The sequence below is a fragment of the Exiguobacterium sp. s127 genome (assembly GCF_018618695.1).
Taxonomy (GTDB): Bacteria; Bacillota; Bacilli; order Exiguobacteriales; family Exiguobacteriaceae; genus Exiguobacterium_A; species Exiguobacterium_A oxidotolerans.
In genome coordinates, this window is the sequence record NZ_JACSMO010000006.1 from 93,612 (window position 1) to 118,332 (window position 24,721).

Consider the following 24,721-nt stretch of genomic DNA (forward strand, 5'->3'; position numbering starts at 1 on the left):
GTCTTTTGACGATACCGACTCGTTTTTTGTCTGTTTATAAAATATCAAGCCAAATCTTGATTGCTGTCGCGAGAATCAAGACAGCAAGGGTCACTTGTAGGATTTTAGTATTCATCTTTTTCCCGGCGATTGCTCCGAGTGGCGCCGCAATCAGACTGGCAACAACCATGATCGCTGCAGGACCCCAATCGACTTGCCCCGTCGTGATTTTACCGACGGTCGCGCCAATCGAAGAAATGAACGTAATCGCGAGGGACGAAGCGATCGTCATCCGTGTTGGAATTTTTAAGATGACAAGCATGATTGGAACAAGTAAGAAAGCTCCGGCAGCACCGACGATTCCAGCACCAATCCCGACGATGAAGGCAGCACTTGCTGCGATACCTTTATTGAACTTCACTTGATCGAGCGGAATGTCATCGAGCCCTTTTTTCGGAACGAACATCATGACAGCAGCTGTTAACGCTAATATGCCGTAGACGAGATTGATTGTATCTTCCGCTAAGACGTTCGAGCCATATGCGCCGATGAAGCTCCCAATCAAAATCGCTCCACCCATGTTGATGATTAACGATTTGTTCAGGTAACCACCTTTACGATACGCCCAGACGCCGCCAATCGTCGCAAAAAATACTTGAATGGCACTGATTCCTGCGACCTCATGAGCAGAGAACGCCGCAAATCCGAGCAACGGTGGAATATAAAGTAACATCGGATACTTGATGATCGATCCGCCAATTCCTAACATCCCGGAGATGTACGAACCGACGAAACCGATTAAGAAGATGGTAATAATAAAACCGATTTCCATGTGGATCACTCCTTTAAAAAAAGGGGACTGTCAGCAGCCCCCTTAAACTTGAATTACCCTTTTTGAATCCAGAATTTCAATACACTCGCTTCTTCTTCGTGTTTAACGAGCTCATGACCGCCTGAGTTTGCCCAAGCTTGTAAATCATTTTTAGCACCTTTATCCGTTGCATGTACTTCTAAAATTTGTCCTGATTCAAGTCCTGCGATTGCTTTTTTTGTTTTGACGATCGGCATTGGACATGCAAGTCCTTTTGCGTCGAGTACGAGTTCTGATTTCATTGATGAATTCCTCCTAATAGTTGCTTGCTTTAGTTTAGTTTTCGAGCTGATTAACGAACGGCACACCGGTTCGGACCGACTTCCATCTCACGTTGTGTTTCGAGATCTGGTGTCTTCTTACCCATGTTCGTTTCGCGGATTTCTTGATACGCATTTGGTTGCGGCGGCAAGTTCTCTGTCACCATCTTACGGAAGACACTTTCGTCTTCGATGTTCAAACCGTGATTGTTCGCAAGGAGAACATTCAGTTTCTCCGCGACACTGCCATCTGCGTTCAACTCTTCAATCAACATGAAGTGTGCCGGAAGCACGATCAAGTCGTTCGAAAGTTCACGGTACGTCTTGTAAAGCGAGTTTCGTAAGTCACCGACCCAGTCGTCCGCAAGACCTGCGAGGTCAGGGCGACCAATCGAATCGATGAACAGGATATCACCCGTTAAGAGATACCGGTTATCGACGACGAATGATGTCGAACCAATCGTATGTCCCGGGGAATAAAGGGCAAGGACGTCGATTTGTGTATCCCCCACTTGCACATGGCTGCCATCTTCAAGTGCCGCATATTCGAATGTCACATCTGTCGCATCTTTTGGTGGTAACCAATAGGTCGCACCCGTTTTTTCAGCAATTTCACGACCACCTGAAATATGATCGGCATGTAAGTGTGTATCAAACACATGTGTGATTTTGACATGACGTGCTGCTGCATAATCAAGATAGACATCTGTCATCCGTGTTGCATCTACGAGGACCGCTTCGCCCTCCGAGATGATCATGTAAGACAAACATCCTTTTCCGATTCGGACGAACTGAACGACTTCACCACGATCTTGACCCGTCTCATTCAATGTTCCGAGTGAAATCGGTTCGAGGTGCTCGCTCCATGCCTTCATGCCACCTGCTAAATAAGAAACAGTCCGTCCTGCTTCCTCTAACAAATCAGCGACGAAGATAGAAGAACCTTCTTTTGCACAGACGACGAGAACGTCTTGATCCGTCGGCAGTTGATCGAGAATGTCTTCGACACCATCGAGTAAATCAAAGTATGGAACGTTCAAATAATTGAAGTTTTCACCTTCAATTTTCCAGTCCGCGAATGCATCTTCGTTCCGGACGTCTAAGATAAAGAATGGTTGACGGTTAATAACTTTTTGTGTGACTTCTTGAGTCGTCATTGCATGTGCCATCTGTTGTTGTTCCTCCTAAGCGGTTTAGTAATTAAACAGTCGTTGCCGTATCAAACGTCCACTGGCTCATGCCCGGTACGACATTTTGAACCGTGAATCCTTTTGCATCCAGTTGTTGTGATGCGAGATCACTCCGGCTGCCTGTCCGGCAAACGACGTAAATCGTTTTGGTTTTATCGAGTTCATCACTGCGTGTGTCGAGCTCACCGAGCGGAATGTTGATCGCGTTCGGGATATGTGAAAAGGCATATTCTGCTGTTTCACGTACATCGAGAACGAGCACGTCGTCGTTTGAGCGCACTGCTTCAAGTGTCTCGTTATTCACTACTTGTGTGAAAGCAGGAGCTTCCTGATCGTTTCCGGAAGACTTCCGGACGTAATGACGTAACACGTCCCCTTCTTCAATCGTTCCAAGGTACTGATTGCCGGTACTGTTCGCCCAAGCACGTAAATCAGCGGTTGACCCTTTATCGGTTGCCTGCACTTCGATGACTTGACCCGGTTCGAGTGTCTTGATTGATTTTTTCGTACGGACGATCGGCATCGGACAAGCGAGTCCACGTGCGTCAAGTACAACGTCTGTTTTAATTGTCTGCAAAAGTATTCGCTCCTTTTACCTCTAGGGGTATATTTAAGATTAAAATTTTTACTCTGTTTTTCCTTCGTAGGACATCATGCCGCCATCCATGTTGATGACATTGTAGCCTTGTCCTTCGAGATATGTTGTCGCGCGACCGCTGCGTGCACCAGAACGACAAACCATGACGTACTCTTTTTTCTTATCGAGTTCATTCATTTTAAATTCAACGAGACCAAGCGGAATATGATTCGCTCCAGGAATCTTGCCTTCTTTCACTTCGTCGACTTCACGTACGTCGATGATGTTTAAGTGTTCCCCGTTTTCAAGCTTTTCCTGTACTTCTTTAGCGGTTAGTCGTTTCATTTACTTCATCCTCCTTTAGTTTACGTTCAGCGCCACGCATTCATGCCGCCTGATACTTCCGTTACGTTCGGATAACCTGCTTTTTTGAGTTGCTTGACAGCCTGTTTACTTCGCATCCCGCTTTGACAGATCACGATAACTTCCTTGTCTTTCGGAATTTTGTCGAGTTGTGCCGGTAACGTTTGGAGCGGAATGTTTTTGAACCCTTTAATGTGGTTTCCTTTAAATTCGCCCGGTGTCCGGACGTCCAAGTAAAACCGATTACGCTCATTTAATTTACTTTTTAGTTCAGTTGTTGAGATTTTCGCGACACCTTTCGTCGGTACAAACATGCGGTAAGCAAGAAACGCGACGATCAGTAGAAAAACAACGGTTAAGATATCCACTTTGTGATGCCTCCATTCTCTAAGTTAGATGAAGAGATTGACGTTTCCGTTTTCTGCGTCTGCGAGGTATGCTGCAACACCTGCGTATTCAATCCCATCATGCAATTCTTCTTGTTTCAGACCAAGCAAGTCCATTGTCATCGTACAAGCGACAAGCTTCACGTCTTGTTCTTTTGCAAGTTCAATCAAATCCGGAAGTGGCATTGCGTTGTGTTTTTTCATGACGTTTTTGATCATTTTTTGACCGGCACCACCGAAGTTCATTTTCGAAAGTGGCATTTTATCTGCACCGCGTGGCATGAATTTACCAAACATTTTTTCGAGGAACGTTTTATCCGGTTGGATCGGTTCATCTTTACGCATCGCGTTTAATCCCCAGAACGTATGGAAAATCGTGACTTCGTGATCATACGCTGCTGCTCCATTTGCGATGATATATGCTGCCATCACCTTATCGTAATCTCCACTGAACAATACAATCGTTGTTTTTTTAACATCTGACATTTAACTAATTCCTCCGTCTACTTTTACCCATAGGGGTATAAATTATTCTAAAAAATTTTACCGGCTTTTTAAAAGCAATTGAACGGCTTCTGCAACAGCCTGTTCATGATTTTCTTCTGTCTCATCATTTTTGACACAACCGATGAGGTTTTCACTCACAACCAGTCCGATGACACGATCAATCGCGCTACGTGTCGCACTGAGCTGTGTGACGACATCCTTACAAGAAGCATCCTCTTTCATCATACGGACGATGCCATGTAGTTGTCCCTCAATCCGGTTCATTCGATGAATGATTCGATCTTCATATAATTTTTCCATTTGAAGACCACTCTCCTTTTTCGTGTGACGTTCGTCATACCTCGTTGGTACATTTCATACTTTAATACCTATGGGGGTATAAGTCAACGGAAAAGTTTTCTTTTTTTAATTCTGTTTGAATTCTTCCACTACCATCGCCATCCACTTCTCGGAAAGCCGCGTCGGTTGTCCCTTTAACGTCACGAATTGAAAAGTCCGCTTGTGAACCGGATCTTCGTTGTGAAGCCGGTAGTTTGCTGAATCGAGCATCTCTCCCGCCAACCGCTCGGAAATCATCGAAATACCCGTTCCATTTTCAATCAACTGTTTGACGAGACGATTCGAATGGACCGTAATGATACGTTGCGGAACGATATCATTCGTCGCTAACCAGGATTCGAGTGCTGCTCGCCCGGCAGACCCCTCCTCACGGTAAATGAATGTCGCCTCACTGAGGTCAAGTTCTCGTCGACCAATCACCCGGAGGCGATCGAATGTAAACGGCGTTACCTCAATTTGTGGTGCTTCGACAACTCCTTCGACTAGACCTAAATCAATTTCGTAATGAAGCACAGCTTGTTCGACTTGTTCCTGATTCATCAATTTCGCATCAATCACGACTTCCGGATACAGATTTACAAAACGATGGATCATTTTTTCGAGCATCGTTTCATAAATCGTATGTGTCGCAGCAATCTTCAAATGACCGCGGACAAGCCCCTCGAGTTCATCCATCTCTTGATCGAGTCGCTCCACTTGATGCAGGATTTCTTTCGCGTGGCGATAAACCAATTGTCCGGCTTCTGATATTTCAATCGTCTTATTAAAGGAATGCCGGTGAATCAACGCTTGTCCAAAATGCGTTTCTAACCGTTTTAAATGCAGACTGACCGTTGGTTGTGAAATATAGAGTTGTTCTGCTGTCTTCGTAAAGTGTTTCGTTTCGACTAATGAAATAAACGTTCTTAGTTCGTGGAGACGCATTCTTTTCCCTCCTCATTAACCTTTATAATCATTTAGATCAGTATAATCTATTTTCGTAATCAATCATCACGCTGTACAGTAAAGATAGATTAAGAACAAAAGAAAGAAGGGTTTACTGCATGGAATTCATCCTGTTTATACTTTTAGGGTCAACAATTGGTATCTTATCCGGCTTTTTCGGAATCGGCGGAGGGATTATTTTAACTCCTCTCTTATTAATCCTCGGTTATCCACCCAGTACCGCGATCGTCCTCAGTCTGTTATTGACACTCGGTTCGACCGTGACCGGGACGGTATCCCATATGCGTCTGAAAAATTTTAATGTCCGTGATGCGTTAGCCGTCGGATTATCCGGGATCGTCGGTTCTGCCGTCATCACACCGGTCGTCTTTTGGCTCGAACAACGGACCGGAGCCGATGCGATGATTTCTGCCCTCTACATCGTCTTGTTGACGTGGTTTGCGATTCAGTTCTTAAAACCATCGAAACGAAAACCAGTCGAAGGACATATCACACAAGCGAATCTTTATAAATTGATCGTCATCGGATTTGCTGCCGGGATTCTCTCCTCCCTCATGGGGGTCAGTGGTGGCTTCCTGCTTACGCCACTCTTGATGGGATGGGTCCGTTTCCCACTCAAACAAGCCATCGGCACGAGCATCGCCTCGGCGACACTGATCGTCCTCGGCGGTGTCACCAGTTATCTTGCTTCCGGTACCGAAGCTCCGCTTTATCTCGGCATTGCTTTAATCGTCGGTGCGTTTATCGGCTCTCCGATTGGTGCTTCCTTGCTTCATCTGTTCGAAGATCGTTTCGTCCGAAAGAGTCTTGGCATCTTTTACGCCGTCGTCGCCGTCAGTGTCGTCTTGAAAGTCTTAGAGCAGGAAACAGGATCGCTCATCTTGCTCGGCATCTTTACGATTGGGCTATTGCTTCTATTTTTCTATCAAAAAGTAAGAAGTAGACATTCCTAGGACATGAGTCTTTTTGAATCGCGTCCACAGCGAAAACAATCTTCATAACCCTTTACGTGCAAACTAAAGAAACTGCCCTCAGCGGACAGTTTCTTTTTTGATTTTTTCAGGCTTCATGATCTTCGCCTCTTTTTTCTGCCGCATCCGTTCTGCGTTCATCAATCCACCGAGCATCAAAACAACGGAGGATAAATAAAACCAGGTCATCAAGACGATGATTCCTGCGAGCTGACCGTAGAGACGATTGTAACTCCCAAACTCCGCATAGTATGAGAAGACTTCCGATACGACCTGCCAGGCAATCGTCGTAAATAATGCCCCCGGGAGTACTTGACGAATCGTCAAACGGACACTCGGTAAAATGCGATACAACAATACAAAGAACACAAATAGAAACAAGGAACCGAGCCCCCAGCGGAATACAAACCAAATGGACGAATAGTCTGCTGCAACATCCGCGATGAGTGCAAAATGATTGATGAAGCGTCGGGCCAATTTCTCGGCGACCGGAACAAGTAGCGAAAACGGCAAGATGAACATCATCCCAATCGTAAATCCGAAGTCTTGTAATAAGCCCCGCCAAAACGGCACTTTCCTTGTCACCTCGAGGGCATCATTGAGGGACCGGACGAGCGACTGGACAGACATCGAGGCGAGCCAAAAGGCTGCGACGAAGCTAATCGAAGCAAGTTTCAATCCCCCTTCGTCAAAAATCCCTACGACATTTCGGCGAATTAAATCATAGGTTTCCGCTGGTGCGAAAGGACGAATCAAATCAAGGACTTCACCGGAAGTGAATGGTAAAAAAGATACTAATCCGACAACGAATAATAAGAATGGAAATAAGGACAACATCAAATAATAGGCCAGCTGTGCCGACTTATCGAAAAAAGCTTCGCCAAAAAAGCGAATAAAAACCGGTTTGACTAAAGACATGCCATGTTCCTCACTTTCGATTGATTCTCTTATCTATCCCCCTTCCCGCTCCCACTTAATCTGTGAACGTCTTTTGAACGTATCGAAAAACAGGCAATTGCTATGAGTTGGCGCTTCCTCCATTCACCTTGTACACTAGAATAAGAAACTCTGTCGCTTTGGATGAAGAAAGGACTCAAACGCCGTGCAACATTTACTAGACGAAGCAGAACGCTTCTTGACGACTTATATAGAAGAGACACCACATACACAAAATCGTTTGAACGACGTGCGCGAAGAAATTTTACGAACGGGAAACTATACACAAACAACGGACGAATTGACGTTCGGAGCGAAACTTGCTTGGCGTAACAGCAACCGGTGCATCGGACGGCTCTTTTGGGATCAACTGCACGTCATCGATGCCCGTGCGGCGACAACGATCGAAGCGATTCGAGACGCGTTGTTCCACCACATTCGCCACGCCACCAATGAGGGACGGATCCGTTCGACAATCACGATTTTCCATCCGCAACGTGTCCGCGTCCTCAATCATCAACTGATTCGTTACGCCGGCTACGAAACGGCCGACGGCGTACTTGGTGATCCCGCATCCACCGCTTTCACGAAACAATGTCAGGCACTTGGGTGGACGGGACACGGGACCGCCTTTGATATTTTACCGCTGTTGGTTGAACTCGATGGTCAAGTAACACTCCATGAGATTCCACAAGAACTGATTCTTGAAGTTACAATCATCCATCCCGACTATGATTTGTTCGCAGGACGCGACATCAAGTGGTACGCCGTCCCGATGATTTCCGATATGCGTCTTGAAATCGGCGGCATTTCGTACCCATGTGCTCCGTTCAATGGCTGGTATATGGGAACTGAAATTGGAGCCCGTAACCTTGCTGACGCGGACCGTTATAATCTCTTACCGCTTGTCGCTGAACAACTTGGTCTGAACACGTCCCGTGAGCGCGCCTTATGGAAAGACCGGGCCCTCGTCGAACTCAATGTCGCCGTCCTCGAATCCTTCGAGCGGTCCGGAGTGACGATTGTCGATCATCATACGGCGGCCAAACAATTCGCCCGGTTCGAAAAAAATGAAGCCGCTTGCGGTCGCGACGTCACTGGGGAATGGTCGTGGCTCGTTCCACCGATAAGCGGAGCAGCGACACATGTCTTCCATAAAGATTATGACAATGCGTTACAGCGACCGAACTTTTTCCCGAAACAGACGCAAGCCACGGAATGTCCGTTCCACCAGGAGGTGCCGCGGTGAATTACGTCAAATCCATCCGTGATTTAGTCGGACCCACTCCACTGATTTTAGTCGGTGCCGTCGTCCTCGTCATTAAGGAAGGTCAGATTTTACTCGAACAACGAAATGAAGAACAAGCGCGTTTCGGTCTTCCGGGTGGTCTCATGGAATGGGAAGAATCGACGGAAGAGACGGCCCGACGCGAATTATTCGAAGAAACCGGACTCGTCGCAAAGACGCTCAAGCTGCTCGGTGTCTACTCCGGTAAAAATTATGTCACGACACTCGCGAACGGGGATGTCTTTCAAAGTGTCACCCTCGCCTACGTTGCGTCCGATACTTCCGGTACACTCCGTGTCAGTGATGAAAGTGTTGCATTGACGTATGTGTCCCTGACGGACTTACCGGATAACATCGTCGGTTCGCATCTTCTGATGATTCAAGATTATATAGCAAGTATTTCTTCATAAATTCATTCTTAGAGACGAGGCATTTTCCAATGATGAACAAAATTATGCTTATCATGCTGGGTGGCACTGGAATCTTATTCGTAATTTTCGCCATCCTCGTCATGATCAGCTTATGGACATGACAAATAGCCATTCGTTCTATAGTAGTGCTTGCTACTTACGAACGATGGCTATTTTTTTCGTTAACGAATGGCTTTACTCATGACGAATTGCTTTAAATCACGCTGTACCCATCCTTCTGCACGCAATGTTTCCCAGACGAGTGGATTCGTCGACTGCAATTGATACGTCATTCCGCTCAAACGTCGGGTCGCTTCCGTTGCGATGCGTGCGACCTCCGATTCTTCTGTCAAGATGGCAAAAATCGAGTCGTTTGAAGCAGCGATGAATGCTCCATCCAGTTCATAATAGGTGGCCTTTCTATATTTCATCACGCCCGGATCTTGTTGCCAAATGTATTCGCCTTGTTGGGCGTATCTCCGTTCAAATGCCACTTCATCAATCTCAACGAGTGGATTCACCTGGTTCGGTTCATCGCGCTGAAAATAACCGAGTTCATGGTCTTGGCGGTAGCCAAGCTGGTGATACAAATCAATTGCAGGTGTATTACCTTGGATGACTTCAAGCATGAGTCGATCGACTTCCAGCTCTTTCGCATAACTTAGTTGAGCCTCGTATAATGCTTTTGCGATGCCGAGACGGCGATACTGCGGATCTACGCCAAGCCCGCCACACCGCATGACTTGCTCTTTTTTAATTTTCTTGAGGCCGTTCAGCCATAACCCGACAGGTCGTTCTCCATGAAAGGCGACAAACGAGTGTTCCAATTGATTGGCATCTCGCGTCAAAATCCGTTCCTGAAACACTTCAAGTGACAAACCGAGCGGAATCATGTAATCACTGAACCCTTCTTGCATCGCGTTGTAGGCAGATTCTAAATCAGGATTTCTTTTAATATGAATCATATGTAGTCCCTCCTCTTCTCTCTTCAATCGTTCGACTTTTTACAAGATGTTTCCTGCACTTGTTTCCAACAAAAAAATCACCCCCGATGAAATCGAGAGTGATCATGTACTTAATTTAATTTCGAACGGCTTCTTCCGTAACCGAAGTAGACAAGCAAACCAATCGCCGTCCAGATGAAGAACGCAATCCACGTAAAGGTTTGGAGATTCAACATTAACATGATACACGCGAGGACCGATAAAATCGGGAGAACCGGGACGAACGGGACTTTGAACGCCCGTTTTAAGTCCGGACGCGTCCGACGCAAGATGATGACGGCGATTAACGCGAACGCAGCGAGTGTCCCGATGTTAATCAATTCCGCCAACGTACCGAGCGGGACGAATCCAGCAATCAAACCAGAAGCGGTACCGAGAATCCAAGTCGCCTTGACCGGTGTATGCGATTTTTCATTGACGTCCGAGAAAACTTTCGGTAATAATCCATCACGACTCATCGCAAACAACAGACGGACGAGACCAAATGTCATGACAAGAATAACTGTCGTCATCCCGACGATGGCTCCAATCCGGCAACCCAGTTTTGACCTGCGACTTTTAACGCAAGCGAAACCGGACTATCGACACCTTCAAATTGTTTGAACGGGACGATTCCGACCATAATTGCAGAGACGACGATGAACAAGATGACGACGGCGACTTTAACGAGTACCATCACGTTATTGACGCGTTTTGTTTCCTTGATTCCAAGTGACAACAAGAACGTAATGACCATCAAAATTAAGAATGCCGGTAAGTTAAAGAACGTTTCACTGCCAGGTACGGCGCCCGGTGCAGCACGGAGCGCCGTCGGAAGTTCAATGCCGAATTCCGATAACAACGACTGGAAGTAACCTGACCACCCTGTCGCGACGGCACTCGAAGCCAGACCGTATCCTAAAATTAAACACCACCTGATGATCCAGGCAACGAGTTCGCCAATCGTAGCGTAGGTGTATGTATATACACTACCCGAGACAGGAATCATCGAGGAAAATTCGGCATAACAGAGGGCGGCTAACGCACAAACGATGGCTGAAATAATGAATGAGACCGGTAATGCTGGACCTGCGTATAAGGCGCCTGTTCCTATTAAAACGAAAATACCTGTACCAATGATGGCACCGATTCCGAGTAAAAAACTCCTTCGCATACTAGCGAAGGAGTTACACGTTACTTACGGACGATCGTTTGGATGATCAAGATTTGGTCCACGATTTCCATCTGGGTCAATCGGATAATCATCCTGTTGTGCCAAATCATTTTCAGGAAGCGCACCTTTTGGCTTACCGTGCGTCGGTTTCTCATCAGTCGATTCCGTCGAACGGGAAGCACGTGGGGCACGGTCTGGCGTGACATCATTTGCTGCTTTCGAAGCTGCACCTTTAGCCGCTTCTTTCAGGCTTGGCTTAGGAGCTGATGGAGTTCGGTCCGAAGCAAGACTCGACGTATCAAGCTCTGTCTCTTCTGCTTTCTTCTCGAGACGATCAAGGTAGCGCGAAGCATTATCGCGACCACCTAAACCAAAGGCGAGGCCGAAGGCAAGGGCGGCTGCTCCGAGAATCAAGATGAAGGCCGAGTTGACGATCGTCGCTGCGACCCCAAGTTGATCGAGTGCCATGAAGATCGCGAGGGCTAAAATCGCATAACGTGCAACATTCGATAGGACTTTAAGATCAGAACTGCCGAACAAACTATCCATCGCGCGTTTGACCAAGTTACTGACGATAATCCCGATTGCGAGAATGACAATCGCCGTCAAGACACTCGGAAGGAAGGCAAGGACAGCTCGTCCAAGATCGACCATGAAGTTCAGACCAATCAGGTTAAAGGCTTCGACGACGAACAGGACGACGATGATAATCTCAACGAGAGCACCGACGAGTGAAGAAGGTGACATCGACGTATTGTTAGCATCCCAGTTTCCAATTTTCAAGTGACGTGTCAAATTGTTAAAACCGAGTCGGACGAGAAGGTCGGTGACGAATTTTTTTACGAATCGTCCAACATAGACACCGACGAGAATCAAGACGACGCCGATTACAATGTTCGGAATCATTCCGAGGACATCGTTTAGCATGTTGATTGCTGGTGCACTGATTCCTTCGATGTTCAGTTGATCAAGTGCTGAAATCGTGATCGGAATCAAAATCAAGATGAAGACGACTGTCCCGAGAATTGACGAGACCGATTTTGAATCTTTTTGATTGTCTGTCCCGATGTTAAAACGGGAAGCAAATTTATCCGTCCCAATCGCATGAAGGAAGTTCGTCACGATATCGCGGACAATTTTTGCGACCAAGAACCCAACTAGCAAAATAGCTGCTGCTGCGATTAGTCGTGGGATGAAGCTTAAGAACGAGGATAACAGTTGACTGAACGGTTCCGAAACACTGTCAATGTTGAGGGCATCAAGTACACCTGGTAGGAAAATCAATAAAACCAAGTAGAAGACGATATCCCCGGCAATTTTCGGATAGTTCGATAGATCGGCTTGTCCTTGTAACATCTTGTTTGAACGAACCTTTTCGTTCGCCATCAACTTTGTTCCACCTTTGACGATGACCATCCGTAAGACGACGGCAATAATATAGGCGAACAGTAGAACGAGTGCAGCTTTTAAGATGTTCGGAATTGCCGCAAGCAGCGTGCTCATTGTGTCTGCGAGTGGTGCTGCAATGATGCCAAGATTAAGAATGTTGAACACTAAAATTAGTACAAAAACCATTAAGACCCAAAAAATAACTGTTCCAACGACTTTTTCTGGTGTCCATTTCTTTTTCTTCGTTGTCGCTTCAGCTGACTTTTCTGGCATCAACTTCTTGACGACACCTGACTTTTCTAGTGCCTTTTGAATGCCGTTCGCAATTAATTTTGCGATCAGCCAACCAATTAGGAACACAAGTAGTGCACCTAATATGTTACCAAGAACACCGAACATTCCGTTCAGGTTCAGCGAAGTATCGTTCCACATATTGTTCATCCTGTCACACTCCTTTTTTAAAAAATGGATTATCGGCATACCTTTACATCTATCATTTCCCCCTGTTGTGAATGAAGTAAACACGCTTTCAGTCAAATTGACAGACAATTCAAGAAACACTAAAAAACGGATGACCCTCGCGAGAATCATCCGTTTCGACATTGTTTATTTGATTAACGTGACGTTGCCTTTCCGGCGACGGTCTGATCGTGTAAGACGTCTTCAATCGCTGCATACCCGCCATCGATGTTAATGACATTCTTCACACCGAGTGATTGCAGGACGCTGACTGCCATCCGTGACCGGACACCTGATGCACAGTGGACGGCGATCGGTTGGTCACTCGGAAGCTCTTCATGACGTGACGCAAGTTTTCCGAGTAAAATCCGGTGAGCCTGTTCATAATGGCTCTCCTCCCACTCTGTTTTATTTCGGACGTCAAGGACGTAGACGTCACCGGCTTCAGCTGCCGCGATGGCTTTGTCTGCTGTCCAGTCCGGATAACTTTCTGTTAACTGACTCGCTGTCAGTTCTTCGACATCAATCAATGTCACGAAACGATCCAGTCCGATCGATTGTAAATCCGTTTGAATCGTTTCCAGTTGATCCGTTGCTGCGAGAATGGCGATATCCTGATTGAAATCGACTAACCAGCCTGCCCAGGCGACGAATTTCGAATTGTAGGGAATGTTGATTGTCCCCGGTACATGTCCGGCACCAAATGTTTTTCCGTCTCGTGTATCGACGACTTGCATCGTCTTGACGAGTTCTTCCACCGTGTTCGCTTCAGCAAGGCGTGGACGATCAACTTCTGTCGTCACGACAATGCCTTCTTTGTTGACTTTTTTCATCATCGCAAAGTAGTTCGGTGGTTCTGGTTGATCCGTTGTTAATTCTTTAACAAATGCCGCTTCATCCTCCATCCGGAGTGCCCAGTTCGTCACTTTTTCGTAGCCGACCGTCGATGTCGGAACAGCACCGAGGGCTTTCCCGCACGCGCTTCCTGCACCGTGTCCCGGCCAGACTTGTGTGAAGTCAGGCAGTTGTTTGAAGCGTTTCAAGGACTGGAACATTTGCTTCGCACCGAGGGCTGTCGTTCCTTGAATACCGGCTGCTTCTTCCAGTAAATCCGGACGTCCGATATCGCCGACGAAAACGAAGTCACCTGTGAAAATCCCCATCGGAACTGTCTGATCACGATCGTATAAGACAAACGAGATGTGTTCCGGCGTATGACCTGGTGTATGCATGACTTCAAGCGTCACATTCCCGACTTTGAACGTCTCCCCGTCTTTGACGAGACGGGCATCAATCTCTGAAGCAAAACCATACTTCCAAGAAGCATCGCCTTCGTTTGATAGATAAGCTGTCGTTCCGAGACGCTTCGCGAATTCGCGTGTCCCAGAGACGAAATCGGCATGAATGTGTGTTTCCGCCGTCGCCGAAATTCGAAGCCCTTCTTTTTCCGCTTCTTTGAGATACGGTTCGATGTTTCGTGCCGGATCGATGACGATCGCTTCCCCCGTCTTCTGGCACCCTACCATATATGAAGCTTGTGCTAATTTTTCATCATAGAAATAGCGTAATAACATAACGATTCCTCCTTTAGTTGAATGGTCGTACCCGATTGATCGTTGCTTAGCGTGTGACGTTTCCTTCCCAGCTCATCATTCCGCCGTCGACGTTCGTGACGTCGAAGCCTGCTTGTTCCAAATACATCGAAGCATTCATACTCCGTCCACCCGATAAGCAAATGACGTGGAGCGGTTGAGAGGCATCCAGTTCAGCCGTGCGTTCCGTCAATTCAGATAATGGAACATTTTTAGCCTGTTCGATATGACCGCCTGCGTATTCATCCGTTTCGCGGACATCAATCAACTGGATTGATGCATCCGTTTGAAGTGTTTGTTCAAGTTCAGTCGTCGACATGTTTTTCATGAAGTTTCTCTCCTTTTGTTGCCCGTTCGGCAAAATGATTTCTGCTCATAATATACCCCCTGCGGTATTAAAAATCAAGGGAAAGGATTATTCCGACAAAAAAAGCAGCCCCTCTCCTCGAGGAACTGCTTCATTTCTTACGATCCTGTCATACGACTTCTTTTTCGGAAAACTGGCTGTTGTAGAGGTCCGCATAGAAACCATCTGCTTTTAGCAACGCTTCATGCGTTCCTTGTTCAATGACACGCCCTTGATCCATGACGAGGATTAAGTCCGCATCTTTAATCGTCGACAGGCGGTGGGCGATGACGAAACTCGTCCGTCCGTCCATCAAGCGTTGCATCGCCTGCTGGATGAAGATTTCCGTCCGCGTATCGACGCTCGACGTCGCTTCATCCAAAATCATGATCGGTGGATCGGCGAGAACCGCACGGGCAATCGTCAACAATTGTTTTTGCCCTTGTGAGATGTTCGAGGCCTCTTCGTTCAAGACCGTCTCATACCCGTCCGGTAACGTCCGGATGAAGTGATCGGCATGGGCTGCTTTCGCCGCATCGATGATGTCTTCTTCCGATGCTCCGACTTTCCCGTACGCGAGATTATCGCGGATCGTCCCGTTAAAGAGCCACGTATCCTGTAAGACCATCCCGAAGGTCGTCCGTAGGTCTTCCCGGGAGATGTCACGGGTATCGATTCCGTCAATCCGGATCGCACCACCGTTTAATTCATAGAAACGCATCAACAGGTTGATTAAGGTCGTTTTCCCAGCACCGGTCGGACCGACGATCGCGACGGTTTGTCCCGGCCGGACATCGATGTTCATGTCTTCAATCAAGAGGTCTTTTCCGTAACCGAAGTCAACGTGTTCAAACGCGACGGCACCTTTCGCACGCGCGAGATGATGCGTTGTCACTTCTTTGATTTCCTCTTCTTCATCTAACAATTCAAAAACACGTTCTGCTGCTGCGACCGTCGACTGGACGATATTTGCGATGTTCGCCGTCTGCGTGATCGGTTGTGTGAATTGTCGGGTATACGTGATGAAGGCTTGAATGTCCCCGATCGAGATACTGCGTTGCGTCACTAAAATCCCGCCGACGACACTGATCAAGACATAACTGATGTTCCCGATGAACATCATCATCGGCATGATGATGCCGGAAATGAACTGTGCTTTTCGTCCGGCATCATAAAGCTGTTCATTGACGTCGTCAAACTCTGCGACGGCTTTCCGTTCGTGACCGAACGCCTTGACGACCGGATGTCCCGTATACATCTCTTCGACGTGGCCATTCAGCTGACCAAGCGTCCGTTGTTGATCGGCAAAATACTTTTGCGACCGTTTTAAGATCGGACGGATCGCAAAAATCGATAACGGTAACGTCACGAGTGAAATCAGCGTCAAGAGCGGACTGATCGTCAGCATCATGATTAAGATCCCGACGATCGTGACGATTGACGTAATGAACGATGTGACACTTTGTTGGAGCGTACTCCCGATCGTATCGATATCGTTCGTCACCCGGCTGAGCGTTTCCCCGTTCGGTCGTCCGTCATAATACTTCAGCGGCAACCGCTCAAGTTTCTGATTGACGTCCTCCCGTAAGTCATACACCGTTTTTTGGGCGACGCTCGACATGATGTATTGCTGAATGTAACTAAATATACTACTGATGACGTAAAGCCCAGCGAGAAGCAGCAAAATCTGGCCAATCTTCGTAAAGTCGATGGCAGCACCGGGGACCCCTTGGAACTTCGCATACGCCCCTTCGAACAGTTCCGTAATCGCTGTCCCCATGATTTTTGGTCCGGCGATCATAAAGACCGTACTGAGAATCGCGGCGACAAACACAGCAATCAGTGCCGTCCGCCGTGGTTTTAAATAGGCGAGTAACCGACGGAACGTCGCTTTGAAGTCTTTCGGTTTCTCCCCCATCATCATCATGTTTCCACCGCCGGGACCGCCACCCGGTCCACCCGGAGGTCCGCCGGCAGGTCGTTTCGTTGTCTGACTCATGCGATTTCCTCCTCTGACAGTTGGGATTTGACGATTTCTTGATAGACATCGTTTGTTGCGTACAGTTCGTCGTGCGTGCCGATTCCTGCGACGCGCCCTTCTTCAAGAACGATGATTTGATCCGCATCCATGACCGTACTGACACGTTGGGCGACAATCAGAACGGTCGCTTGACGCGTTTCTTCTTTTAATGCTTTTCGGAGTGTTGCGTCCGTCTTGAAGTCGAGGGCGGAGAAGCTGTCATCGAACACATAAAGGTCGGGTTTCCGGACGAGCGCCCGGGCAATCGAAAGCCGTTGTTTTTGGCCACCGGAAACGTTTGATCCGCCTTGTTCAATCACGGAATCGTACCGGTCCGGCATCCGTTCGATGAAGTCGGTCGCTTGGGCGACACGCGCTGCATGTTCGATTTCTTCTAATGATGCATCCTGTTTCCCGAAACGGATGTTGTCCGCAATCGATCCCGTGAACAATAGGGCTTTTTGTGGCACGAAGCCGATTTTCGAACGTAATTCCTCTTGCGGGACGTCACGACTGTCGACGCCGTTGACTTGGATGTTGCCACTCGTTACGTCGTAAAAACGGGGAATCAAATTGACGAGCGTCGATTTCCCGGCACCGGTTCCGCCGATGACAGCGGTGATTTCACCAGGACGTGCTTTGAAGCTGATATCCGACAGCACCGGCGCTTCCGCACCCGGATAGCTGAACGTCACGTGATCGAAGACGAGTGTGCCCGGCTCACGGTCCGCTGAAGCAGTTCCTTCATCAACCATCGTCGGTGTCATCTCAAGAACTTCATTGATCCGTTTCGCCGAGACCGCAGCACGGGGAATCATGACGAACATGACGGATGCCATGACGAGGGCGAACATGATTTGCATGACGTATTGGATGAACGCCATCAAGTCACCGATTTGCATGCCACCGTTATCAATCCGAATCCCTCCGAACCAAATGACGCCGACGACCGTCAAGTTCATCACGAGCATCATTGTCGGCATCAAAAATGCCATGATCTTATTGACCTTAATCGAGACGTCCGTCAGATCCGCATTGGCTTGCGTCAAACGGACTTTTTCTTCTTTCTCCCGGTTGAAGGCACGAATGACACGGATGCCTGTCAAATTCTCACGTAAGACGAGATTTAACCGGTCGAGTCGTTTTTGGACCTGTCCGAATAGCGGCACCCCTTTCCATAAAATCAACAAAATCGAGACAACGAGGACGGGCATCGCGGCGACGATGACGAGCGACAGTTTGGCATCCTTTGAGACCGCCATGATCAGACCACCAATGAACATGATTGGTGCACTGACGACCATCCGTAACATCATGATGACGACTTGTTGGACTTGTGTGATGTCGTTTGTCGTCCGTGTGATCAGCGACGCTGTTCCGACTTGGTCGAACTCTTGCAGTGAAAAACGTTCGACGTGGTTAAAGACTTTCCGGCGAATGTCGCGCCCAAGCCCCATCGCCGCTTTTGATGAATAATAACTTGCGGCAATTGCAGCTGTCGCACCGAGTGCCGTGATGCCCAGCATGACCGCACCAATTTTCCAAATGTAGCCTGTATCCCCGACGACAACGCCTTTATCGATGATGTCTGCCATCAAAGTCGGTAAATACAAATCGGACATCGACTGGGCGAAGACGAGGACCAATACGGCGAGGACCGCCCATTTATAGACTTTTAGATTTTTGAGTAACTTAATCACGTGTACAACCTCCGTTTCCTGGCGGGAGAATCTCTTTCATGCCACGGGCAATGATGTCATGAGTCGCAAGCATCTGCTCGAAGGCTTCCGGATCAATCGTTTCCAAAATTTTCTCGAGGCGTTGTTGCATCCCGGTTTCTTGTTGTTTCATCTCTTGAACGAAACGTTCTCCTTGTTCACTAAGCGACAAAATCACTTCGCGCCGATTTTGTTCGTTCGTCTCGCGGATAATCCAGCCGGACTGCACCAGTCCTTCGATCGATTGACTGAGCGTACTTTTCGGTAAGTGGGTCTGTGCTGCCAAATCTTTTTGGGTAATCGGTCCGCGCGGTGCAATCGTCATTAAACTATGAAATTGCGGCATACTGAGTCCATTTTCCTGTGCCGTCTGATGGGCAAAACGCATCAAGTGACGCTGGATGTTCCAAAACGATCTCATCATCGTTGCCGATCGTAAATTTTCCTGCTGTTCTGTTTCCATGGATTCAACTCCTTTGTTCAATTTCGAATCGTTCCATTTGGAATGATTATCTATGTAAACTAAACTACGCCGATTCATTCGTAAAGTCAACTAAATAACAATGTGAAAATGCACATAATATTTTTAGCAAATTCAAAGAGTGACCACAGATTATGAAGACACAAAAAAACGACCATTTCTCTACCTAGAAATGGTCGTTCTCTATAGTTCACTCCGGCTCCACATGGACATGAATGTCGTAGACGCCATATTCGTCCGTCAACGTATCTTCGACTCGTGTCGCGATATCATGGGCTTGGTGGATGTTGAGTGTCGAATTGACGAGAATCACGACATCGACGACTTCATTATTGCCGTAGTTCCGTCCTTTAATCGACTTGATTCCTTTGACACCTTCGAGGTCAAAAATCACGTCCTCATACATCTTCAGCTTTTGTTCATCAAAGCCGTCCGTCAGTTCGTGGGAAGCTTCCGAGAAAATATCCCATGCCGTTTTACAGATTAAGAAACCGACGATGATCGCCGTCACGATATCAAGCCACGGCATCCCGAACTGGGAACCGATGATTCCGATCGATGCTCCGATACTGACCCAGGCATCCGACCGATTGTCTTTCGCCGCTGCCATGACGGCCTTGCTGTCAATTTCTTCAGACAGTTTGCGGTTATACCGATAGACAAAATACATGACGACTGCCGAACCGATTCCGACATAGGCAGCTACGATATCTGGAGATTCTTGTTTTCCTTCAAATAAACTTGAAATCGTATCAATCAACACTTGGAGACCGACCGCCATCATAATGAAAGAAGCGACCATCGACGCAATCGTCTCACTTTTCCAGTGACCGTATTTGTGATTGTCATCTGCCGGACGACGGGAAATCCGTAATCCGATTAACACAGCAATCGATGCGATGATATCCGTCGTATTGTTCAAACCATCTGCCCGTAAAGCGGCAGAATCCGCTGAATAGCCGACAAGCAGCTTAATTACGGATAATAGGATATAGGCGGCAATGCTAATCATCGCACCGCGTTCGCCCCGTTTTAGATTATCGAATTTTTGTTCGTCCATCATTCCGCCCGCCCCCACTTACTCGCTTAATTCCGAAAACTTATCGTAGCAGTTCAATACAAGTGGGTCTAGAGAAATCATTTTGTTTATAACTAGATAATTAATAAATGACCAATTTTGTTTCTCATAGGCAAACTAACTCAAGCCTTAATATCCCAACATTCTTGAACAGGAAAAACGCTTACATCTCTTGAACAACCAACTTTTTTGCGGAAATTTATTGAACAAAAAAAGCATAATCCGTGCATCTTCGTACCGGAGTCAGTAGACTAAAGACAAACGATCATACTATAGGGGGATTTACACATGAGTAACTACATCAAGAGTGAAGACACGTTCAAAGAGTTAATCGCAAGCGATACACCGGTCATCATCAAGTTCGAAGCCGACTGGTGCCCGGACTGCAAACGGATGGACTACTTCATGCCGGACGTCGAGTCACAGTTTAAAGAACTTCCAATCTATACGATCGATAAAGATGAGTTCCCGGAAATCGCATCCGATAATGTCGTCATGGGAATTCCAAGTTTACTCGTTTTCCAAAACAACGAGAAGCTTGGTCACTTGCATAGCGCCAACGCAAAAACACCAGGAGAAGTGACAGACTTCCTCAAAAAGAACTTCAACTAAACGCATGAAGCCCCACTTTCCATTCAGGAGAGCGGGGCTTTTTTTAGCGTTCGCAGGCGATGCCGTCTTTGTCACGGTCTTTTGACTTATTGAGATTATACGTCGCTAAGCTGACATGTTGGGCGTACTTTGTTTTCTTATAAATGGCTTTTCCATTTTTATCATAACCCGTTCGGTTTTTCAAACCCTTTTTCTTCGAGACGCCACCTTTATACGTTTTTTGCATCTCCGTACAGTTTTTAAATGCCTTCGCCTTAGTCGCTGCGTCACTTTGACCAGATGTAGCGCTAAGTAATGAAATACTAAGTACACCTGTCATGACAATCTTTAATGCTTTTTTCATCAGGTTACCTCCGTTTCTAAAAAACCAAATCTTAGTGATAATTTGATTATAATAGATTTCTTTAGAAATAGTTTCCTATTTTTAAAATTTAGAGATATGACTTATCTGACAGTTTAAAAGACAAAAAAAGACCCGCTTCATAATGAAGCGGGCCCTAGCGTGTAGACAAACGCTTATTAAATGTGAACATGCCGATTTGAGACGGATTGCGCTCAACTGTCTGCATGCCCGGCTTTCCGTCACGGTATTACCTAAAAAGCGTCACGTCTCGTTGTCTCCTACGGGAAAAAGTGCGTTTTTAACGCGACTTGCCAGAGGCAGGCAAGACCCTGCTCGTTGTCCGTGAGGATCAAGGAGCAACAGCTTGTGCCTCGCCCGAGGAAAGCAACGAATAAAGACGATTTATCTCCAGATAGCACATCGTTCGTTGTCTACAGTCTGAGACCCGCTTCGTTATGAAGCGAGCCCTATTTGTAATTACTATTCAGTAACGTAACCGTTCAATCTTGATTTTCTTATACCGTAGGCTTAGACCAAAGGCGATCAAGAGATAGAGGAAACCAATTAAAAATGAAAAATCACCATACGGAATTGCAGCAAAGGCATTCCAACCAAACATCGGCACGACAAACAGAACATACAGTGGATATTGGATTCCTGACATCATGTCAAACCACGTCTGATCCCAAAGGTGATTCTCAAACAATGTAATCAAGTAGACGACCATCCCGCCGATGAAACCAAAACGAAGGTAGTTAAACAGAAAACGGATGAGCGATGTGTTTTTAAGGATGAGGATTGATCCCATCAAGAAAGCAAACCAGCCAATCGACGTAAGAATTTGTACTATACCAATCGAGCCATCCGGATAAATTCCAGCTGGCCAGCCGTTCAACGCAATCGAAACGAGTAATAGCGTACAAAAAAGTACGAGATAAGACTTTGTTCCCTTCGGCATTTTCAAATTCCTCCATTACTTTTGATATGAACTAGTATTCGCTATTCCCACCGCTAAACCTTCCATAAAAAGTAAAAATATTTAATTTCACAACAAACGAGCCCTAACAGGTCAGGGCTCGTCCGGTTTATTTTACTTCCAGCTTCACATCATCAATCATCACGTCATGCGCGGTAAACGGAGAGCCTGCCGCTTTTCCCAGCAAGAACTTTAGACCAGCTGTATCGTCTTGTCCCATCGTGAACTCGTACTGGTACGTGTTCACCGTCGGACTGACTGCTACAACCTGACTGAAGTAACGCGTATACGCCGCATTTTCGACCGTCACTTCGAGCGGCCGTGCAACCGTCGACGACGCCTTAAACGTCAACTGGTACGTCTGTCCTTTGACGAGCGCTAAGTTCCCTTGCTCAAGCAGGACGCTCCATGGCTCTTGTCCTTCTGAAGCAATCGCGATTTTTGCAGCTCCATTTACCGTCGAGACGACCGCTTGTGCATCATAATGAACGTATGAACTCCAGAAGTTCAGCCCTTCCGTGAACGAGCCGTTTTTTAACGGCGACTTGTCGATCTCGATCGGCGTCGTGTCAAAGAGTTCAACATCATCGATGGTCACTTCCCCTTTCTCTGATCCAAGAATGAACTGGAGACGACTTTTTAAATCCGTCGCTTCTGTCATCGTAAACGGTACTTCAAACGTCTCCATCTTACCGCTCAGCGCAATCCGTTGTTCCGGCAGGTAAGTCGTCGTTCCTGTCGCATCCGTCAACTGAACATTTATCTTGTTCACCCGTTTTGCTGCTGCTTTGAAACGCAGCACATATTGATGGTCTTTTACGAGTTGTACGCCTTGTTGCGACAGTGTCGCGTTTTGTCCTTTTTTCGTATTCGTTTTGAATGTGAAGACGCGTGTTACAGGATCGACTACTCCCGTCCCCTTCGTTTTCCCGGCATCAAACTGCCAGTACGTCAAACGATCCATCGCTCCTTGGTCAAACGTTCCGTTGTAGATTTGATTGCCGTCCGGTAAAGCCGGTTTTGTTGCCGCTTCATCGATTTCACCGCGTGGAATCTGTTCGACACGGACGTTGCCGATTTTAACGCCCGCTTGCGCGAGACCTAAATTGAATTCGAGCCGGGCCGCAAGATCCGTTTCACCCGTCATGTCGAACGTAAACGTGTACGGCTTGACGGTCGTCGTTAAATCAATTGATTCTTCATTCGAGTATTTCGTATAACCGCGTTCAGCACCACCACCGACTTTGACCACCATCTTCCGCGCCTGGTCGCTACTCGCGTCGAAGCTGACTTGATAACGGCCACCTTGTGCGAGCGACACGTTTTGAATCAATTGGTGCGAGTACGTCTGTGCCCCAGGCTTTGTGATCATCACGTCAGCAAAACGTGTTCCGTCCTGCTCCGTCACGTCGACTGATCCCGTGCCGCCAAAGTCAGGCAACGTCACATAGTTCCAGTAGGTCGGATCAAGTGTCTGCGCGCCGTCCGTAATCGTCTTAATCGCTTTTTCGTACGCTTGGTCATAGACGAGGTTTCCGTCTTCAAGCGGTTGCTTCGCCCCGTCCGGTAACGTCACGTCTTCATAGACCGGCTCGACCGGTTCCCGGTAGGCGCGGTTCTTCAGGTCATAGACCCGGACATAATCGACTTCCATCTCAGCCGGGAACTTCGTCGTCGCGTCGACTTCCCCGTCGAACCAGCCGCCGACAGCGAGGTTCATCACGAGATAGAAATTTTGGTCGAACGGTGCCGGATAACTGTAGTTCGTCGCCGTATTTTTTCCTTTGCTGTACCAATCGTTTTGTGTCTGATAGAGGTTTCCGTCGACGTACCAACGGAGTTCACCCGGCTCCCACTCAACGGCATATGTATGCCACTGGTCAATCCGCTCACCGTCCGGGAAATGATAATCCTTACCGGTATATTTATTATTCGGCCAGTTTTCGCCGTAATGAATTGTCCCCGCGACCTTTTCAGGCTGACTGCCCCAGGATTCCATCACATCGATTTCACCGGACGATGCCCAGGCACCATACTTGTCCTGCTCCGGCAACATCCAAAACGCTGGCCACAGTCCTTTACCGGTCGGCAGTTTCGCTTTGATTTCATAACGGCCGTACGTCTTGCTGAACAGTCCTTTTGTCTTCAATTTTGCCGAAGTGTAGTCATAACTTCCGAAGGCGTCCGTCGTCTTTTCCTGTTTTGCGCGGATGACGAGTTTTCCGTCACGGATGAAGGCATTGTCTTTTTTGTCGGTATAATATTGTTTTTCGTTATTTCCCCACCCGGATGAAACGCCGTTGCCGTCCGCATCGACGATCCAGTTTCCCGTGTCGTAGTTCCATTTCGTCCGGTCAAGTTGTTGTTTCGTAAACTCGTCCGACCAGACCATTTTCCATTTCGTTTTGTCCTGTTTGTCTGCTTTTTCAGCATGCCCTGTCCCGGCATAAGTTAAGACTAAGCCTGTCCCAAGGGCGACTGCGAGCCATTTCTTCATCTGTAATCCTCCTTTGACAAAAAACAGGCAA

The 24,721-nt window shown here is 47.3% G+C and carries 25 protein-coding genes and 1 pseudogene; 4 read left to right on the forward strand and 22 right to left on the reverse strand.

Annotation, left to right across the window (positions count from 1 at the left end; genetic code table 11):
- Nucleotides 1–34 precede the first annotated feature (34 nt).
- The 9 genes from KNP98_RS09745 to KNP98_RS09785 form a co-directional block, all read right to left on the reverse strand.
- Entirely contained in the window at nucleotides 35–811 is a 777-nt protein-coding gene (locus tag KNP98_RS09745; protein WP_029332504.1) for a sulfite exporter TauE/SafE family protein, read from the reverse strand.
- A 53-nt stretch (nucleotides 812–864) separates the two neighbouring features.
- Entirely contained in the window at nucleotides 865–1,092 is a 228-nt protein-coding gene (locus KNP98_RS09750) for a sulfurtransferase TusA family protein (protein ID WP_029332503.1), read from the reverse strand.
- Nucleotides 1,093–1,142: 50 nt separating this feature from the next.
- The gene (locus tag KNP98_RS09755; RefSeq protein ID WP_214767259.1) at nucleotides 1,143–2,279 is read right to left on the reverse strand and encodes an MBL fold metallo-hydrolase; all 1,137 of its coding nucleotides are present in this window, start codon (nucleotides 2,277–2,279) and stop codon (nucleotides 1,143–1,145) included.
- Nucleotides 2,280–2,310: 31 nt separating this feature from the next.
- Nucleotides 2,311–2,877 carry a sulfurtransferase TusA family protein gene (locus KNP98_RS09760; protein ID WP_088836181.1) on the reverse strand — a complete coding sequence of 189 codons (567 nt, stop codon included), beginning with the start codon at nucleotides 2,875–2,877 and terminating at the stop codon, nucleotides 2,311–2,313.
- 48 nt (nucleotides 2,878–2,925) lie between these two features.
- Nucleotides 2,926–3,222 (reverse strand): rhodanese-like domain-containing protein, encoded by a 297-nt coding sequence (locus KNP98_RS09765; protein ID WP_088836180.1) that lies wholly within the window; start codon nucleotides 3,220–3,222, stop codon nucleotides 2,926–2,928.
- 26 nt (nucleotides 3,223–3,248) lie between these two features.
- Nucleotides 3,249–3,554 (reverse strand): rhodanese-like domain-containing protein, encoded by a 306-nt coding sequence (locus KNP98_RS09770; protein WP_214770531.1) that lies wholly within the window; start codon nucleotides 3,552–3,554, stop codon nucleotides 3,249–3,251.
- Nucleotides 3,555–3,632: 78 nt separating this feature from the next.
- Complete coding sequence (locus KNP98_RS09775) at nucleotides 3,633–4,112, reverse strand: DsrE/DsrF/DrsH-like family protein (RefSeq protein ID WP_088836179.1); 480 nt, start codon at nucleotides 4,110–4,112, stop codon at nucleotides 3,633–3,635.
- A gap of 57 nt (nucleotides 4,113–4,169) precedes the next feature.
- Nucleotides 4,170–4,433: a metal-sensitive transcriptional regulator gene (locus KNP98_RS09780; RefSeq protein ID WP_029332497.1), complete on the reverse strand. Its 264-nt coding sequence runs from the start codon at nucleotides 4,431–4,433 to the stop codon at nucleotides 4,170–4,172.
- Between the two features lie 105 nt (nucleotides 4,434–4,538).
- Complete coding sequence (locus KNP98_RS09785; protein WP_214808726.1) at nucleotides 4,539–5,396, reverse strand: LysR family transcriptional regulator; 858 nt, start codon at nucleotides 5,394–5,396, stop codon at nucleotides 4,539–4,541.
- A 119-nt stretch (nucleotides 5,397–5,515) separates the two neighbouring features.
- On the opposite strand from KNP98_RS09785, the gene KNP98_RS09790 reads away from it, so the two are divergent.
- A complete protein-coding gene (locus KNP98_RS09790; RefSeq protein WP_214770412.1) occupies nucleotides 5,516–6,370 on the forward strand; it encodes a sulfite exporter TauE/SafE family protein in 855 nt (284 codons plus the stop codon).
- Nucleotides 6,371–6,448: 78 nt separating this feature from the next.
- Here the strand turns inward: KNP98_RS09790 and KNP98_RS09795 are convergent, their stop codons facing one another.
- Nucleotides 6,449–7,306 carry a YihY/virulence factor BrkB family protein gene (locus KNP98_RS09795; RefSeq protein WP_088836176.1) on the reverse strand — a complete coding sequence of 286 codons (858 nt, stop codon included), beginning with the start codon at nucleotides 7,304–7,306 and terminating at the stop codon, nucleotides 6,449–6,451.
- 184 nt (nucleotides 7,307–7,490) lie between these two features.
- Here KNP98_RS09795 and KNP98_RS09800 point away from each other — a divergent pair, with 184 nt between their 5' ends.
- Entirely contained in the window at nucleotides 7,491–8,573 is a 1,083-nt protein-coding gene (locus KNP98_RS09800) for a nitric oxide synthase oxygenase (protein ID WP_214811296.1), read from the forward strand.
- The gene (locus KNP98_RS09805; protein WP_353048589.1) at nucleotides 8,570–9,022 is read left to right on the forward strand and encodes an NUDIX hydrolase; all 453 of its coding nucleotides are present in this window, start codon (nucleotides 8,570–8,572) and stop codon (nucleotides 9,020–9,022) included. The genes KNP98_RS09800 and KNP98_RS09805 overlap by 4 nt, the downstream gene beginning before the upstream one ends.
- A gap of 182 nt (nucleotides 9,023–9,204) precedes the next feature.
- On the opposite strand, the gene KNP98_RS09810 is transcribed toward KNP98_RS09805, so the two are convergent.
- The 9 genes and pseudogenes from KNP98_RS09810 to KNP98_RS09850 all read right to left on the reverse strand — a co-directional run bounded on the left by KNP98_RS09810 (nucleotide 9,205) and on the right by KNP98_RS09850 (nucleotide 20,244).
- Nucleotides 9,205–9,987 (reverse strand): GNAT family N-acetyltransferase, encoded by a 783-nt coding sequence (locus KNP98_RS09810; protein ID WP_214811302.1) that lies wholly within the window; start codon nucleotides 9,985–9,987, stop codon nucleotides 9,205–9,207.
- 110 nt (nucleotides 9,988–10,097) lie between these two features.
- Nucleotides 10,098–11,164, reverse strand: a pseudogene (locus KNP98_RS09815) (amino acid permease); the annotation flags it as partial.
- Between the two features lie 39 nt (nucleotides 11,165–11,203).
- Nucleotides 11,204–13,009, reverse strand: coding sequence for a mechanosensitive ion channel (locus tag KNP98_RS09820; RefSeq protein WP_214811305.1), 1,806 nt, complete (start codon nucleotides 13,007–13,009; stop codon nucleotides 11,204–11,206).
- Between the two features lie 173 nt (nucleotides 13,010–13,182).
- Nucleotides 13,183–14,601, reverse strand: coding sequence for an MBL fold metallo-hydrolase (locus KNP98_RS09825; protein WP_214811308.1), 1,419 nt, complete (start codon nucleotides 14,599–14,601; stop codon nucleotides 13,183–13,185).
- Between the two features lie 46 nt (nucleotides 14,602–14,647).
- Nucleotides 14,648–14,947, reverse strand: coding sequence for a rhodanese-like domain-containing protein (locus tag KNP98_RS09830; RefSeq protein ID WP_088836170.1), 300 nt, complete (start codon nucleotides 14,945–14,947; stop codon nucleotides 14,648–14,650).
- Nucleotides 14,948–15,095: 148 nt separating this feature from the next.
- On the reverse strand, nucleotides 15,096–16,964 hold the full coding sequence (locus KNP98_RS09835) for an ABC transporter ATP-binding protein (protein WP_214811311.1): 1,869 nt from the start codon (nucleotides 16,962–16,964) through the stop codon (nucleotides 15,096–15,098).
- The gene (locus KNP98_RS09840; RefSeq protein ID WP_214811314.1) at nucleotides 16,961–18,685 is read right to left on the reverse strand and encodes an ABC transporter ATP-binding protein; all 1,725 of its coding nucleotides are present in this window, start codon (nucleotides 18,683–18,685) and stop codon (nucleotides 16,961–16,963) included. Before KNP98_RS09840 ends, KNP98_RS09835 begins: the two co-directional genes overlap by 4 nt.
- Nucleotides 18,678–19,166, reverse strand: a complete 489-nt coding sequence (locus tag KNP98_RS09845) for a MarR family winged helix-turn-helix transcriptional regulator (protein ID WP_214805559.1) — start codon at nucleotides 19,164–19,166, stop codon at nucleotides 18,678–18,680. The genes KNP98_RS09840 and KNP98_RS09845 overlap by 8 nt, the downstream gene beginning before the upstream one ends.
- Nucleotides 19,167–19,374: 208 nt before the next feature.
- Complete coding sequence (locus KNP98_RS09850; RefSeq protein WP_088838402.1) at nucleotides 19,375–20,244, reverse strand: cation diffusion facilitator family transporter; 870 nt, start codon at nucleotides 20,242–20,244, stop codon at nucleotides 19,375–19,377.
- Nucleotides 20,245–20,550: 306 nt separating this feature from the next.
- Between KNP98_RS09850 and KNP98_RS09855 the strand changes: the two genes are divergently transcribed.
- The gene (locus tag KNP98_RS09855; protein ID WP_029332472.1) at nucleotides 20,551–20,874 is read left to right on the forward strand and encodes a thioredoxin family protein; all 324 of its coding nucleotides are present in this window, start codon (nucleotides 20,551–20,553) and stop codon (nucleotides 20,872–20,874) included.
- A gap of 43 nt (nucleotides 20,875–20,917) precedes the next feature.
- Here KNP98_RS09855 and KNP98_RS09860 read toward each other — a convergent pair whose 3' ends face one another.
- The 3 genes from KNP98_RS09860 to KNP98_RS09870 form a co-directional block, all read right to left on the reverse strand.
- Nucleotides 20,918–21,217 (reverse strand): excalibur calcium-binding domain-containing protein, encoded by a 300-nt coding sequence (locus KNP98_RS09860; protein WP_088836165.1) that lies wholly within the window; start codon nucleotides 21,215–21,217, stop codon nucleotides 20,918–20,920.
- A gap of 484 nt (nucleotides 21,218–21,701) precedes the next feature.
- Nucleotides 21,702–22,175 (reverse strand): hypothetical protein, encoded by a 474-nt coding sequence (locus KNP98_RS09865; protein ID WP_214767275.1) that lies wholly within the window; start codon nucleotides 22,173–22,175, stop codon nucleotides 21,702–21,704.
- Nucleotides 22,176–22,302: 127 nt separating this feature from the next.
- Nucleotides 22,303–24,690: a carbohydrate binding domain-containing protein gene (locus KNP98_RS09870; protein ID WP_214811317.1), complete on the reverse strand. Its 2,388-nt coding sequence runs from the start codon at nucleotides 24,688–24,690 to the stop codon at nucleotides 22,303–22,305.
- Nucleotides 24,691–24,721 lie beyond the last annotated feature (31 nt).

Coding starts and splice junctions, on each gene's coding strand:
- KNP98_RS09745 (WP_029332504.1), bottom strand. CDS start 811: ATGGAAATCGGTTTTATTATTACCATCTTCTTAATCGGTTTCGTCGGT.
- KNP98_RS09750 (WP_029332503.1), bottom strand. CDS start 1,092: ATGAAATCAGAACTCGTACTCGACGCAAAAGGACTTGCATGTCCAATG.
- KNP98_RS09870 (WP_214811317.1), bottom strand. CDS start 24,690: ATGAAGAAATGGCTCGCAGTCGCCCTTGGGACAGGCTTAGTCTTAACT.
- KNP98_RS09860 (WP_088836165.1), bottom strand. CDS start 21,217: ATGAAAAAAGCATTAAAGATTGTCATGACAGGTGTACTTAGTATTTCA.
- KNP98_RS09795 (WP_088836176.1), bottom strand. CDS start 7,306: ATGTCTTTAGTCAAACCGGTTTTTATTCGCTTTTTTGGCGAAGCTTTT.
- KNP98_RS09865 (WP_214767275.1), bottom strand. CDS start 22,175: ATGCCGAAGGGAACAAAGTCTTATCTCGTACTTTTTTGTACGCTATTA.
- KNP98_RS09765 (WP_088836180.1), bottom strand. CDS start 3,222: ATGAAACGACTAACCGCTAAAGAAGTACAGGAAAAGCTTGAAAACGGG.
- KNP98_RS09775 (WP_088836179.1), bottom strand. CDS start 4,112: ATGTCAGATGTTAAAAAAACAACGATTGTATTGTTCAGTGGAGATTAC.
- KNP98_RS09855 (WP_029332472.1), top strand. CDS start 20,551: ATGAGTAACTACATCAAGAGTGAAGACACGTTCAAAGAGTTAATCGCA.
- KNP98_RS09785 (WP_214808726.1), bottom strand. CDS start 5,396: ATGCGTCTCCACGAACTAAGAACGTTTATTTCATTAGTCGAAACGAAA.
- KNP98_RS09850 (WP_088838402.1), bottom strand. CDS start 20,244: ATGGACGAACAAAAATTCGATAATCTAAAACGGGGCGAACGCGGTGCG.
- KNP98_RS09835 (WP_214811311.1), bottom strand. CDS start 16,964: ATGAGTCAGACAACGAAACGACCTGCCGGCGGACCTCCGGGTGGACCG.
- KNP98_RS09770 (WP_214770531.1), bottom strand. CDS start 3,554: ATGTTTGTACCGACGAAAGGTGTCGCGAAAATCTCAACAACTGAACTA.
- KNP98_RS09825 (WP_214811308.1), bottom strand. CDS start 14,601: ATGTTATTACGCTATTTCTATGATGAAAAATTAGCACAAGCTTCATAT.
- KNP98_RS09755 (WP_214767259.1), bottom strand. CDS start 2,279: ATGGCACATGCAATGACGACTCAAGAAGTCACACAAAAAGTTATTAAC.
- KNP98_RS09790 (WP_214770412.1), top strand. CDS start 5,516: ATGGAATTCATCCTGTTTATACTTTTAGGGTCAACAATTGGTATCTTA.
- KNP98_RS09780 (WP_029332497.1), bottom strand. CDS start 4,433: ATGGAAAAATTATATGAAGATCGAATCATTCATCGAATGAACCGGATT.
- KNP98_RS09845 (WP_214805559.1), bottom strand. CDS start 19,166: ATGGAAACAGAACAGCAGGAAAATTTACGATCGGCAACGATGATGAGA.
- KNP98_RS09830 (WP_088836170.1), bottom strand. CDS start 14,947: ATGAAAAACATGTCGACGACTGAACTTGAACAAACACTTCAAACGGAT.
- KNP98_RS09820 (WP_214811305.1), bottom strand. CDS start 13,009: ATGAACAATATGTGGAACGATACTTCGCTGAACCTGAACGGAATGTTC.
- KNP98_RS09810 (WP_214811302.1), bottom strand. CDS start 9,987: ATGATTCATATTAAAAGAAATCCTGATTTAGAATCTGCCTACAACGCG.